The 13,893-nt window shown below is 58.8% G+C and carries 10 protein-coding genes; 3 read left to right on the plus strand and 7 right to left on the minus strand.

Features of this window, described 5'->3' with window-relative positions; translation table 11 throughout:
* Positions 1-310: 310 nt before the first annotated feature.
* From PVT68_RS05885 to PVT68_RS05895, 3 genes are read left to right on the plus strand one after another with little or no spacing between them, the layout of a single operon-like run.
* Positions 311-1,165 carry an HAD-IIB family hydrolase gene (locus tag PVT68_RS05885; protein WP_280321734.1) on the plus strand — a complete coding sequence of 285 codons (855 nt, stop codon included), beginning with the start codon at positions 311-313 and terminating at the stop codon, positions 1,163-1,165.
* Between the two features lie 10 nt (positions 1,166-1,175).
* On the plus strand, positions 1,176-2,399 hold the full coding sequence (locus tag PVT68_RS05890) for a glycosyltransferase family protein (protein ID WP_280321735.1): 1,224 nt from the start codon (positions 1,176-1,178) through the stop codon (positions 2,397-2,399).
* A gap of 36 nt (positions 2,400-2,435) precedes the next feature.
* A complete protein-coding gene (locus tag PVT68_RS05895; RefSeq protein WP_280321736.1) occupies positions 2,436-4,190 on the plus strand; it encodes a sugar phosphorylase in 1,755 nt (584 codons plus the stop codon).
* A gap of 66 nt (positions 4,191-4,256) precedes the next feature.
* Here PVT68_RS05895 and PVT68_RS05900 read toward each other — a convergent pair whose 3' ends face one another.
* The 7 genes from PVT68_RS05900 to purF form a co-directional block, all read right to left on the minus strand.
* A complete protein-coding gene (locus PVT68_RS05900) occupies positions 4,257-5,261 on the minus strand; it encodes an HPP family protein (protein WP_280321737.1) in 1,005 nt (334 codons plus the stop codon).
* Between the two features lie 112 nt (positions 5,262-5,373).
* Positions 5,374-6,633, minus strand: a complete 1,260-nt coding sequence (locus tag PVT68_RS05905) for an MFS transporter (RefSeq protein ID WP_280321738.1) — start codon at positions 6,631-6,633, stop codon at positions 5,374-5,376.
* 153 nt (positions 6,634-6,786) lie between these two features.
* Complete coding sequence (locus PVT68_RS05910; RefSeq protein ID WP_280321739.1) at positions 6,787-8,802, minus strand: transglutaminase TgpA family protein; 2,016 nt, start codon at positions 8,800-8,802, stop codon at positions 6,787-6,789.
* The gene (locus PVT68_RS05915) at positions 8,799-9,821 is read right to left on the minus strand and encodes a DUF58 domain-containing protein (protein WP_280321741.1); all 1,023 of its coding nucleotides are present in this window, start codon (positions 9,819-9,821) and stop codon (positions 8,799-8,801) included. Before PVT68_RS05915 ends, PVT68_RS05910 begins: the two co-directional genes overlap by 4 nt.
* Before the next feature lie 16 nt (positions 9,822-9,837).
* Positions 9,838-10,749 carry an AAA family ATPase gene (locus PVT68_RS05920; protein ID WP_280322474.1) on the minus strand — a complete coding sequence of 304 codons (912 nt, stop codon included), beginning with the start codon at positions 10,747-10,749 and terminating at the stop codon, positions 9,838-9,840.
* A 174-nt stretch (positions 10,750-10,923) separates the two neighbouring features.
* Positions 10,924-12,108 (minus strand): O-succinylhomoserine sulfhydrylase, encoded by a 1,185-nt coding sequence (locus tag PVT68_RS05925; protein WP_280321742.1) that lies wholly within the window; start codon positions 12,106-12,108, stop codon positions 10,924-10,926.
* 246 nt (positions 12,109-12,354) lie between these two features.
* Positions 12,355-13,842 (minus strand): amidophosphoribosyltransferase, encoded by a 1,488-nt coding sequence (purF, locus tag PVT68_RS05930; protein WP_280321743.1) that lies wholly within the window; start codon positions 13,840-13,842, stop codon positions 12,355-12,357.
* Positions 13,843-13,893: the final 51 nt, after the last annotated feature.

Below are 13,893 nucleotides of genomic sequence, written 5' to 3' on the forward strand. Positions count from 1 at the left end.
ATCGTCCATAACCTGAATACAGCTGCCGAGACCCTCGACAGCTGTATTCGCAAACGATCCCTTCCGTCAGACAACATCATCGCACTAATTTTGTGCAAAACAATGCACACCCACACACAGGCCTCACCAATTCCGTGCAATATTTCAGGCCGCAGAATTTCCCCCGGGGCTACTCACTAAAATTTGCGCCAAAAGACTGCCCTCAGCCGGTGCAACAGCACGCTTTCCGGTGACTGGCACTATTTTTGGATTATTCAAATAAAAGGCGCGGGAAAAACGTGCCGGAAAACCGTGCAAAAGCCCAAATCGAATGACGCAAATTACAAGACCAGAACAGCAATGGCTGATCATTAGCGATCTCGACGGCACCCTGCTGGATCACTACACCTACTCACACCAGCCTGCAGACGCGACACTGGTGCTGCTGGAGTCCCTGGATATACCGGTGATCCTCAACAGCAGCAAAACCCGTGAAGAAATACTGGAACTGCGCCAGTCCCTGCACAATCACCACCCCTTCATTGTGGAAAACGGCTCGGCGATTTTTATCCCCCAGGGCTATTTCCCCCACAAACCGCACCGCGCAAGAGACCAAGCCGGCTACTGGATACTGGAGCCGGGAGTGCCGCGTCACTGTATCCTCGAATTTCTACACCACGACGCTGACACCCACGGCGCGCCCTATCTGAATTTCGCCGCCGCCAGCACTCGCGAAATCGTCACCGCCACCGGACTGACCAGCGCCGAAGCGGAGAAAGCGGGGCGGCGGGACTATTCCGAACCGCTGCTGTGGCAGGGGGACGAACAGGAAAAGGCCGCGTTCATCGCCCGCGCCAATGCCGCCGGCTTCGCAACACTGCAGGGAGGGCGCTTTCTGCACCTGCTCGGCCAGACCGACAAAGGCATCGCCACCCGGCTGCTGAAAAAGATCTACCAGCAATACAGTGACCGCGACTGCAAGCTGATCGCCAGTGGCGATGGGCCCAATGACCTGGACATGCTGAAAGTCTCCGACGTCGCCATTATCGTGCGCTCCCCCGCGCACCCACCCCCAACCCTCCGAAGCCACCCGAATCTCGTCGTCACCCGCGAAACAGGCCCTCAGGGGTGGTCGCAAGCCATTCATGAGCAATTGCTAGAGGCTCAGCCAAATACAAACTCATAAGGAGTCAACAGTGACCGATTTTTTCCAGAACGGTGCCGTTACCACCCTGCACAATCTGTCGAACCGCAGCCTGGAGGACATGGAAGCAGACCTGATGCGTTTTTCCAGGCAAAGACCCATGTCACTGCTGCTGCCCTCGCTGTATTCCGAGCTCGAAGGTGAGGCGCTCCCAAGGATTCTCAAAATATTGGCAGAAGTCCCCTACCTCTCGGAGATCGTGATCGGTCTCGACCGCGCCGATGAATCCCAATATCGCGACGCCCTCAAGCAGTTCTCGGTACTCCCCCAACACGTGCGCGTGCTATGGAATGATGGCCCGCGTCTACAGGAGCTGGATGAGCAGTTGCAACGCGATGGCCTGGCCCCGAAGGAGGCCGGTAAGGGGCGCAATGTCTGGTACTGCCTGGGCTATATTCTCGCGTCCGGTCGCGGCGAGGCCATCGCCCTGCACGATTGCGACATCGTTACTTACGACCGCATGCTACTGGCGCGACTGTTCTATCCCGTGGCCAACCCTAATTTCAACTACGAATTCTGCAAGGGTTACTACTCCCGGGTAGCCAATGGCAAAATCAATGGCCGCGTCTGCCGCCTTTTGGTTACCCCCCTGATCCGTACCCTGAAAAAAATCTACGGCCACACCGACTATCTGGAGTATATGGACAGCTTCCGCTACTCCCTTGCCGGAGAGTTCTCCCTGCGCCGGGATGTGGTCAACGATCTGCGAATTCCCAGCGACTGGGGACTGGAAATTGGTGTGCTGTCGGAAATGCACCGCAACTATTCCACCAACCGCCTGTGCCAGGTGGATATCGCCCACGCCTACGACCACAAGCATCAGGACGTATCTTTTGACGACGAACAGTGCGGTCTGTCAAAAATGTCCATCGACATTGCCAAGTCGTTTTTCCGCAAACTGGCTACCCAGGGCACGGTGTTTTCTTCCGAGACATTCCGCAGCATCAAGGCCACCTATTTCCGCGTGGCGCTGGACTTTGTCGAAACCTACCGCAACGACGCCATCATAAATGGCCTGAAATTTGATATTCATAAAGAAGAGCAGACTGTGGAGCTGTTTGCCAGCAACCTGGTCAAGGCCGGGATGGCCTTTCTGGAAAATCCCATGGAAACGCCGTTTATCCCCAGCTGGAACCGTATTACCAGTGCGGAACCCGGTTTTCTGCAGCGGCTGAGGCTGGCGGTGGAAGCGGATTATGAAGAGTACAGCGCTTGATCGCCTGTTTTTGAAAACCTAAAAAAGGGAGGGGATGTGAGTCATTCAACGGCGCAATTACCCATTAAAGAAGTGCTGTACCAGAAGGTGGTGGACCACCTGGCATTTATTTATCCGGAACTCGGTATCGAGTCCATTGCCCAGGAACTGATCCACACCATGCGGCTGGACGAAGACTGCCAGAGTCCGCTGGCCCACAAAAACCTCTGGGATCAGACCGACATTGCCGTGATTACCTACGGCAACAGTATCCTCGGCGAGAATCAGCCCCCCCTGAAAGTCCTGCATCATTTTCTGCAGACGCACTTCCCGATGCTGATCAATACGGTGCATATACTGCCGTTTTTCCCCTACAGCAGTGACGATGGCTTTGCCGTTGCCGCCTATAAACAGGTGGACCCGCCGCTGGGAGACTGGCATGACATATTGCGCATCAGTACTGACTTCCACCTGATGGCGGACCTCGTCATCAATCACTGCTCCGCGCAACACGATTGGTTCCTGAACTATCAGAAGGGTGAGGATCCCGGCAGTGATTTTTTTGTCGAGGTGGACCCGAGTGAAGACCTGAGTAAAGTGGTGCGCCCTCGCATTACCCCGCTGTTGCGCGCCACCAGTACCCCCCAGGGCACACGCCACGTGTGGTGCACCTTTGGTCATGACCAGATCGACCTGGATTTCAAAAACCCCAAGGTGCTGGCGAAAATCGTCGACATCATCCGCCTGTACCTGGACATGGGCGTGCGTGTATTCCGCCTGGATGCTGTTGCCTTTATCTGGAAGCGGTTGGGCACCAACTGCCTGAATCTGGAAGAAACTCACGAAATCGTGCGTCTGCTGCGCACCCTGATCGAACACGCAAATCCCAATGCGGTGATCATTACCGAAACCAATATTCCCAATCAGGAAAACCTGTCTTATTTCGGTAACGCCAACGAAGCCCACTGCATCTACAACTTTTCCCTACCGCCACTGCTGGTCAACACCCTGGTCACCGGCAATTGCCGCTACCTGAAAAACTGGCTGATGAGCATGCCGCCGGCCCAGAACGGCACCACCTATTTCAATTTTATTGCCTCCCACGACGGTATCGGCCTGCGCCCGGTAGAGGGGCTGCTGGACGACAGCGAGCTGGAAGCGCTGATCCAGACCATGGAAAATTTTGGTGGCCAGGTTTCCTGGCGCGCGCTGGACGACGGCAGCAACAAACCCTACGAGATCAATATTGCCCTGTTTGACGCCCTCAAGGGCACCACCGCAGGGGAGGACGAATGGCAGCTGCGGCGGTTTATCTGCGCCCATGCCATTATGTTGGCTCTGGAAGGACTTCCGGCGTTTTACCTGCACAGTCTGGTGGGCACCACCAACGACTACGAGCGCATGAAAGAGCACGGCCACAACCGCGCCATCAACCGTCGGCAGTGGCAGGAACACGACCTGAATGAAAAACTCGCGGACCCGGACAGCCACCATCACGTGGTATTCCAGCAGCTGCGACGACTGATAAAAATCCGCCGCACACAACCGGCATTCCATCCCAACGCCACCCAATTCACACTGCACCTTGGTGATCAGGTGTTTGCGTTCTGGCGCCAGAGTATGGATCGCCGGCAGAGCATCTTCTGCCTCAACAATATCTCCGACCAGCCCCAGACTATTTCGCTGAATGCCATTAATCTGATCGGCACCGACGAATGGAAAGACCTGATCAGCGAGGCTACCTACGAGGATATGCTGACAACGATTACCCTGGATCCCTATCAAACCCTCTGGATCAGCAACCGCTGGTAGAGCTGACACGGATTCTGTAGGGGGTAAAAGCCGGTGTGAGGCAGAAGCTGGAATGCGTGGCGAAAGTTATCGCTGCGCTTCGTCCACGCTTTCACCAGTTTTCATCCAGTGGCCATTTTTGAGAGTGACCTCGAAACGGGCCCACTGACGGAACTCATCCCGCAGACAGATTCCGGTATCGTAGGCGCCCTCCCCCGCCAGCACTTTGTAGATCACCCGGTCCTGAGTCGGCGGTGGCTCACTGGACTCATCCACTACCTGGCGCACACTCCACAGTCGCCCCAGCTTGCCGTTGCTGTAACAGCGCCCGGCGATAATTTCCCGGGGATGAACCACATTGCGCTCCGCATGCTGCTTGGCCAGCTCCAGCAGCTCGGTCAATCCCTCCGCGGTGATGTCCACAAAGGAATCCTGCTCCTGAATCGCCGCGGCGAAATCCTCCTGGGTAATTTCCGTTTCACGACCGGAAGACTCGGCACTTACCACCGGCTTGATACGCCGCCCCAGGTGCACCGGATAACGCCGCCATGGAAAAAGTCCATTGAAGGCCAGTGCCACCGAAAGAATCAGCAAGACATTGGTCAGTATCGGCACCAACAGGAAGTCGAAGCCCAATTGATACACCGTATCGCCTCCGGTCACCGCGGTGAGCGCCGTGGCACCGCCGGGTGGGTGAATACAGCGAAGGTAATACATGGCCGCCACCGCACCCCCGACGGCAACTCCAGCGGCGAGGGTCTGATGATCAATCAGCTTGTGGCAGATCAGTCCGATCAAGGCAGAAATCATATGCCCGCCCGCCAGTGCCCAGGGCTGTGACAGGGCACCATGGGGTACCGCGAACAGCAGTACGGCACTTGCACCCATGGAAGCAATGATGAAAAAGCTGGTGGAGACATCGATCAGCCCCGCCCCCAGAGCGCGCTGGGTGGCCCAAAAAACACAGACAATCGCCAGTGCAGCACCGAGGGCGGAAATCAGTTTTTCGCGGTGGCTGGTATTATTGCGCTCGATGCCGAGGTAAGCGCGCAACTCACTTGCCACAGTCCCGATCCACGCATTTTTTTTCATTTCTTCACTGCTGTCATGACGCTCAGTGGGCCTCATAGCCCGGGGTGCGGAGACCATTACCCAGAGCCGGTTAAATTCCACGACCGGGTGGTTTAACAATCCGGTCGGACCACTAGAGGTCACTGCCGCCCTGCTGAACATTCAGGGCCCGCAGGGCACCACTGAACCAGGCCAAGATAAAGGCCACCAGGCTGAAAATCCCCGCCCATAACAACGTGGTCAGCGGTGCGGAAAACTCACTGACAACACCGGCGGCCAGGGCGCCGATGGCGGCGGAACCGAACAGGGAAAGCTGGTAGATGGAGATGATCCGGCTGCGCACCTGCTCCGGCGCCAGCAACTGCACAATGGATTTCCCCAGCGCCGCCGACGCTGCAGCAACGGCGCCCCAACAGGCGCACAACAGCATCAGGCCAAAGGGTGTCGGGCCGAAACTGATGGCAATCAGCAGCGCGGCACTGTAAAGCAGACACATCAACACTCCGCGCCCCGGCTGATCGCCCTGCCCCCGCCGCAACATGGCGACGGTTGCGACCACAGTCCCGAGGACAAACGCAATCTGCAGTGTTGCGTAATAACTGGCGCCGCGGCCATAGCTGTCCGCCATCAACGGCAGTACCACCAGGAATACGCCAATATGCACCAGGCCGTTAAAGCCCACCAGCAGCACCAATTCCAAAATCGCGCGACTCTTGCGAACCTCCGCAAAACCTTCCAGCAACGCCGACGGCAATTTCTGTCGAGGCACTGAGGGTGCGGGGCCGGTGTGACGCATGCAAAAGAAAAATACCGCAGCCAGTGCCAGCACACCGACCTGAATCAGCAACAGTGGCTCTGCCCCCCAGTGATCGAAGCGACTTGCCAGCAACATTCCCACACCCTGGCCGCCGTACTGGGCCAGCATCATCCAGGTCACCGTGTGCTGCACCCGCGCGCCATCAATTCGTTCAAGACGTCCGTCACCATCTGCAGGCGCGCGCGCGCAACGCTGCACCAGGTTATCCCGCGCCGGCTGCAGAAATGCTGTGCACACACCAAGGCTCACGCCGTAGATCAGCAACAGGGGCAGACTGGGAAGTTGATGTAACAGGTAATACGCCAATGCGGCGTGACACAGGCCCAAGCCGATACAGGACAGCGTCGCCACACGGGCCGAGTCAAAGCGATCGGCCAGTGCGCCACCAAACAGCAGGAAAACCAGATTCGGCAGCAGCACCGACGCCTGCACCCAACTCAGCTGCAACGCGGGCAGATCCACCAGGGATACCGCTATCCACGGCAACAACACGACTTGCAGGCCGGTGGCCAGGGAGGTACCGCTGTAACCGAGTAGAAAAGTACGCAGTCGGGCCGCCAGTGCGGGAAATGCCATTACTGAATCCGGAAATACATTTGTACGCAGCACCCGGCACGGAATTGACATGATCCGGGCCCCGGCGAAATGAGCGCAGACAGAAGCGTCGCCAAAATCGGGGCGCTATTGTCCCACAGATTGCGCAATTATGGGGCAGCCGCGGAAGAAAGGTCAGCGTAGCAACCGCAACGGCCAGAAAGACCGCAGCAGCTTGCGCAGCTGTTTTTCCGCGCTCTCGTCGTCGCTGTATGCGGCCTTCTCATAGGCGACGGTAATTCGCCGCACCATGGGACCGAGTCTCGGCATCTCCCGCTCGATCCGGCTGGCGTAATCCCCGGGCGCCTCCCCGGGCTTGCGTGGCAGCCCTGCGCGGGCCATACGGTGGCAGAAGCGCAGGTAAGCCCTGCTCGCGGGTGGCAATACCGGACCGCGGCTGGAAAGGTTCAGCCACGCCAACAGCAACAGCAGTGCCACCAGTATCGGCACACCGAGGAACAACGCGATCCGCAGAGGCGACACCTCCCCCAGAAGCCGCTGCAGCAGGCCCTGCTGACGCTCGTGATCGAAACGCACTACCGCCTGGTACCAGCGGTAGTTGATCATGTCCCATTGCAGGCGCAACCGGGAGACAAAGGCAAATTTGTGCAGGGGCAGCAGAGCGTCCTGCATAAACTCCTCCGCGGCGGCACTCTGCAGACCGTCGCGAATCCGTTCCGGCGACACCGCCGCGGTAGGGTCCACCCGCACCCAGCCCCGCTCGGGCAGCCAGATCTCCGCCCAGGCGTGGGCATCGTACTGGCGCACCAGCAGATATTCTTCCTGTGCTACCCATTCACCGCCCTGGTAACCGGCGACCACCCGTGCCGGCACTCCGGCAGCGCGCATGGTAAACACGTAACTGCTGGCAAAGTGCTCACAGAACCCCTCACGGGTGGAAAACAGGAATTCATCCACGGTATCCCGCCCCAGTTCGGGCGGGCGCAGGGTGTAAGTGAAGTCGCGGTTGTACCGCGCCAGCAGTGCCGCGGAGATCTCCTCGGCACTCATACCCTCCCGCCGTCGTGCCTCCGCCCATTGACGAGCACGCGGGTTTCCCGATGCGGGCAACTGCAAATGGCGGCGTTGTTCGAGAGGGTTCAGGGACTGCGCCCGCGCAATGCTCTCACGCGGCCATGAATGCACGGCATAGGCCAGTCGGGCACTCACCGGCGACCGGTACACCAGGGTGTCGTCGTCTGTTTCCCGCACTCCGCGGGTTTCCGAGTGCGGCCAGGCCAGAGCAAACAGCCATGGATTTTGGCTGGGTTCCATAATGACCTGATAGCGATAGCGCGGGCCCACCGCAGGTAATGGGCGCTCACTCCCATCACCACCCGGGGCTCGGTTACTGCGCCCCCAGCGGTAAACGCCGGCGTCGGGCTCACTCCAGCGGCGTCCATCGAAGTGGGTATACACCAACCCGCGCCAATAGCGCTGCTCCGGCGGCGGCAGTGCCCCGTCAAAGGCAATACGCAGTACCGGCTTGGCCGACTTGGATAACTGGCTGAAATCCCCGGGACTCATGGAGTCACTGATACCGGTGGAGGCCTTGGAACTGTTCTGGGGCACCGCCCACAGAGGCCCCAGGCGCGGCATCACCACAAACAACAGCAGCATCACCGGTACCGCCTGGGCCAGCAACCGGGCGGACAGCCCCAGCGCCCGCTTCGGCCGCGCACTCGCACGCCCCTGCTGCGCCGCCAGTGCGGCGGTGATTACCACGACACAGAAAATACCGTAAACCGCATAGGGTATGGTCTGCTCGAACACAAACAGGGTGGCGGCGAGGAAGTACGCCAATAGCAGGCTCAGCAGCGCATCCCGGCGGCTGGCCAGTTCGATATTTTTCAGGGTAAAGGACAGCGCCAGCAGTGCCACCATCGGCTCCAGGGCAAACCAGCGCCGGTAAGTGAGTGCCAACCCTGCCACTGCCAGCGAAACTGCCAACAGTTTTATCAGTTTGCCAGGCATTTCCCGGCGCCCCAGAAAGACTTGATAGCGCCAGTACACCGCCGCGCACCAGGCCCCCACCAGCCACACCGGCAGATGTGCAAAGTGCGGCAGCAGTACCACAAGCTGCGCGGCAAAGATCCACAGCAGGCTCTCCCGCGGCAGCAACGTTTGCAACTGACTGACGCCCCTGATCAATGGCTCACTCCCTGTACCGGAAACAGCGCCAGCAGTGTCAGCGCCTGCTGCCTGTGCGCCGCCCCCAGCCCCGGCGCCAGTGTCTGCCCAGGCAGGCGCAATCCATAGGGTATCTGGGCGTGCTCCGCTTCCAGTACCCAGGCACAAAGATTGCTGAGGCGGGTTTCGATTTCCCTTCCCGCCAACAGATCCCAGTCAAGCCACAGACGGGCATCGCTACCGGAGGCGTATTCCTTGCTGTAAAGATCCCGTCCGCCGGCAAATTGCTTCCACGCCACATGGCGCAGGGAATCCCCGGGCTGGTAAATCTTGAGCCCAACGAAGTCGTCACCACCGCTGGAATAAACCCGTTCGTGCTCACCGTCCCCGCTGGTCGCGCCAACAGGCAGCGGCCCCGCCGATTTGGGTTGCGGGTAAACCAGAAACTCCACATCCAGATCCACCCAGCTCCAGCAGCGGAAAAGCCCGAGGGGAAAACGGCTCTCCACCAGAATGCGCGGAGCGCGCACGCGACCGCGGCGCAGCAGCGGCAGATCAATCCAGATATCCCGCGCATCTCGGCCGCCGGTCACGTCTACCAGCGCCCCCTCTTGCGACGGCCAGGCCAGGTGCACCCGCTCGTGAAATCGTTTACCGGTTTGCGTGAGCGCTATTTTTGCGCGGCCGTAATCCCCCGCAAACGCCGGCTCCGCCTCCAGCAGCTGCAAACGCATGCCGGAAAGGTTGGCGAAAGTGTGTACCGGCAGTACCACCATTAGCCCTACCAGCAGAAAGTCGAAAGCAAATACGAGATTATTTTCGTAGTTGGTACCCAACAGCCAAAGCAGCAAAATCACCAGGGTAAAACCGAGCCCGGCACCAGATGGCAGTACGAATAATTTGCGGTGATCGAGGGTAACACTGTGGGCGGCGGGCAGGCGCCGGTCGAGCCAGCGCTGCCAACGGGCGTGCCGAAGAGGCTGCCAGAATTGCTTTCGCCCGGAGGAATCCGCGCTACCTGCGGAAGTGACTTTTGCCATTTCAACTCCACTCCGCTCAGGCGGCTATGATGTCCACCTGGTGCATCATGCGCTCAACCAATTGCGTACCGTCACTACCATCGCTCTGCAAGCGGTGGCCGGCAACCGCGGGCAGCACGGCTTGCAGGTCCTCCGGCAGCAGGTGGCCGCGGTTGTGGATCAGTGCCCAGGCGCGAGCCGCGTGCAACAGCGCAAGCGCCCCGCGCGGAGAGAGGCCCACCGGGCATTCGGGGCTCTGGCGGCTGTGGAGCACCAGGCGTTCAAGGTAGTCGAGCAGGGAGTCCGAAGCTTTGACCTGGCCGACCAGCGCCTGCAGTTTGCGCAGCCCCTCACCATCGATCCCGGGCTTGAGTTGCGCGAGCTGGGCTCTGGGATCTACACCCTGGAACAGGGCGCGTTCGGCTTCGCGGGTGGGATAACCGAGGCTGATGCGCATAAGGAAGCGATCGAGCTGGGATTCCGGCAGCACAAAGGTGCCGGACTGCTGCAGAGGATTCTGGGTGGCGATAACGAAAAACGGCTCGGGCAGCTGGCGGGTTTCGCCGTCGATACTGACCTGGCGCTCTTCCATGGCCTCCAGCAGGGCACTCTGGGTTTTGGGTGAGCTGCGATTGATTTCATCAGCGAGCAGCAATTGACTGAAAACGGGGCCTTCATGAAAGCGGAACTGGCCGGATTCGCGTTCGAAAATGCTGACACCCAAAATGTCTGCGGGGAGCATGTCACTGGTGAACTGCACCCGTTTGTAGGAGAGCCCGAGCACCTGCGCAAGGGCGTGCGCGAGGGTGGTTTTGCCCATGCCGGGCAGGTCTTCAATCAGCAGGTGACCGCGAGCCAACAGGCAAGCCAGCGCGAGTTTGACCTGATGTTCTTTACCCAGAAGGACCTTGCCGATATCGGCAACGATGGCGGAAATAGTTTTTTGCACGGCAAATCCATTACTGCTCGGTTTTTCTTCCAGCGCAAATTTCCAGAGCTTTTCTCTATCCATTGCAGTGGTACGCAGCTAGCCAGCCATAAGACTGGCACTGCTAGCTATTAATGATAGGCCCCGGAAAGCGGGGCTATCAATAATGCAACATTCCGCGCCATTGTGACCCGATCACGCGAGCGCAGACAAGCCTCGTGCCAGGTCGGCCTTCAGGTCTTCCACATTTTCCAGACCAATGGAGATTCGGATCAGATTCTCCGCAATACCCGCTTTCGCCTTGTCTTCCTCGCTCAGGCGGCCATGGGTGGTGGTTGCTGGGTGGACGATGGTGCTTTTGGCATCGCCGAGATTCGCAGTGACAGAGAAAATTCGGCAGGCATCGATCACTTGCCAGGCCGCCTCGCGCCCACCGTTTACGGTAAAGCTGAACACGGCACCGAAACCGGATTGCTGCGCCGCGGCGAGCTGGTGGTTCGGGTGGCTGGGGAGGCCCACGTAATTGACCTTGGCCACCTGCGGCTGCTCCTGGAGCCACCAGGCGATGTCCAGCGCGCTGGTGCAGTGGGCCTGCATCCGCAATTTGAGGGTTTCCAGACCTTTGAGAAACACCCAGGCGTTAAATGGACTCATGCTGGGACCGCAGGTGCGCAGGAAGATGACAACCTCGTCCATCACGTCCTTCTTACCCACGACCACACCACCCACACAGCGGCCCTGACCATCGAGGAACTTGGTGGCGGAGTGAACAACGATATCCGCCCCCAGGTCCAACGGGCGTTGCAGGGCTGGGGTACAGAAACAGTTGTCCACCACCAGCTGCGCTCCCGCACTGTGGGCAAGATCCGCCATGGCGCGAATATCGGCAACTTCGCACAAAGGGTTGGAGGGGGTTTCCATAAACAGCAGTTTGGTATCGCCATCCAGCGCGTCTTTCCAGGCCTGCAAGTCGGTGAGGTCGACAAACGTCACTTTGACGCCGAACTTGACCATATAGCGGGTAAACAGCGCGGTGGTGGTGCCGAACACACTGCGGGAGCAGATGACCTTGTCACCGCTTTTCAGCAGTGCCATGCACAGGCTCAGGATTGCGGCCATGCCGCTGGACGTGGCAACCGCAGCCTCTCCGCCTTCCATCGCAGCAATGCGCTGTTCGAACATGCGCACGGTGGGATTGGTGTAGCGCGAGTAGACATTGCCGGGGGACTCTCCGGAGAACCGCGCTGCGGCTTCGGCCGCGGAGGGAAAGACGTAACTGGAGGTGGTGTAAATAGGCTCTGAATGCTCGCCTTCCGCCGACCGGCTCTGGCCTGCACGTACCGCCAGAGTTTCCAGTGCGTAGCCGTCGTCTTCAAACATGGATTAACCGTCCCGGGTTGGTGTGATTGGAGGCGGTAATCTTAACCCATGAAACAGCGCTACGCTGAATCGAAGATGCAAAAGCTAGGAAGCAATAAACCATGACGTGAAGGCAGTGTGACGGCTTTCCATTTTCAGAAGCGTCGCAAACATCTAGCGGCAGCGATACCTTCGCTTTCACCGAAAACACTTCGGCCCACCGATTGGTGGGCCGAATACGTGTATCAACAAGAGGGATAAAGCCCCTTACATCGAGCTCTGGTTACCCGATCCTTCCTTCGCATTGTCGTTGCGCGCTGCGTGCAGGTTATTGAGATATTCCTGGGTCACATCACCGGTGATGTACTGACCGTCGAAAACCGAATTCTCAAACTGCTTGATCTCGGTATTACCTTCGCCGGAGGACACAATCAAATCTTCCAATTCCTGGTAAATCAGCCAGTCAGCACCGATCTCCTCGCGCACCTCTTCCGTGGTGCGGCCGTGGGCAACCAGTTCGGTAGCGGATGGCATATCGATGCCGTACACATTCGGATACTTCACTGCCGGTGCCGCGGATGCGAAATACACCTTGTTGGCGCCGGCATCGCGGGCCATCTGGATGATCTGCTTACAGGTAGTACCGCGCACGATGGAATCGTCCACCAGCAATACATTCTTGCCGCGGAACTCCAGCTCGATCGGGTTCAGCTTCTGGCGTACAGACTTCTTGCGCTGCTTCTGGCCAGGCATGATGAAGGTACGGCCGATGTAGCGGTTCTTCACCAGACCTTCGCGAAATTTCACGCCCAGACGGTGTGCCGCCATCTGCCCTGCCGAGCGGGAGGAATCCGGAATCGGAATGACCACATCGATATCGTGATCCGGGCGCTCACGCAGGATTTTTTCTGCCAGATGCTCACCCTGACGCAGACGCGCCTTGTGTACGGAAACACCGTCCATGATGGAGTCCGGACGGGCGAAATACACGTGTTCGAAAATACACGGACGCAGCTGCGGGTTTTCCGCACACTGCTCGGAATGCACAGTGCCATCCAGCTCGATGTAAATACATTCCCCCGGCGCCACGTCGCGCACCAGGGTATAACCCAGTACGTCCAGAGCAACGGACTCAGAGGCCACCATATATTCCGGGCCCTGTTCGGTATCGCGTTTTCCGTATACCAGCGGGCGGATACCGTTCGGATCGCGGAAGGCCACCACACCGTAGCCAACGATCATCGCCACGCAGGCATAGCCGCCGCGCACGCGCTTATGCACCGCGCGCATCGCGGTAAAAATATCTTCTGCCTTGGGCTGGAGTTTGTGCTGCTTGTGCAGCTCGTGGGCAAATACGTTCAGCAGGACTTCGGAGTCGGAGTCGGTGTTGATGTGGCGCAGGTCCTGCTGGAAGATTTCCTCACTCACCTCTTTCACATTGGTAAGGTTGCCATTGTGAGCCATGGCGATGCCGTAGGGGGAGTTGACGTAAAACGGCTGTGCCAGCGCCGGACCGGAGCTGCCGGCAGTCGGATAGCGCACGTGGCCGATACCGAAGTTACCGGTAAGGCGCTGCATATGGCGCGCGCGGAACACATCCCGCACAAGGCCGTTGGCCTTCTGCTGATTCAGGCGGTCCCCATCACAGGTAACAATACCGGCAGCGTCCTGGCCCCGGTGCTGCAGCATAGTGAGCGCGTCATATAACTGTAGATTGACGTCACTCTTGCCGACGATTCCAACGATGCCACACATACTTCAGATAACCCCAGTCGTTTCGAAATGGTCAAGGTGATCCGGTACTGC

The organism is Microbulbifer bruguierae, from assembly GCF_029869925.1.
Lineage (GTDB): Bacteria > Pseudomonadota > Gammaproteobacteria > Pseudomonadales > Cellvibrionaceae > Microbulbifer > Microbulbifer bruguierae.

Bases quoted from the DNA above. Each gene is read 5' to 3' on its own strand.
- PVT68_RS05885 (WP_280321734.1), top strand. From the start codon at position 311: ATGACGCAAATTACAAGACCAGAACAGCAATGGCTGATCATTAGCGAT.
- PVT68_RS05900 (WP_280321737.1), bottom strand. From the start codon at position 5,261: ATGAAAAAAAATGCGTGGATCGGGACTGTGGCAAGTGAGTTGCGCGCT.
- PVT68_RS05905 (WP_280321738.1), bottom strand. From the start codon at position 6,633: ATGGCATTTCCCGCACTGGCGGCCCGACTGCGTACTTTTCTACTCGGT.
- PVT68_RS05915 (WP_280321741.1), bottom strand. From the start codon at position 9,821: ATGGCAAAAGTCACTTCCGCAGGTAGCGCGGATTCCTCCGGGCGAAAG.
- PVT68_RS05925 (WP_280321742.1), bottom strand. From the start codon at position 12,108: ATGTTTGAAGACGACGGCTACGCACTGGAAACTCTGGCGGTACGTGCA.
- purF (WP_280321743.1), bottom strand. From the start codon at position 13,842: ATGTGTGGCATCGTTGGAATCGTCGGCAAGAGTGACGTCAATCTACAG.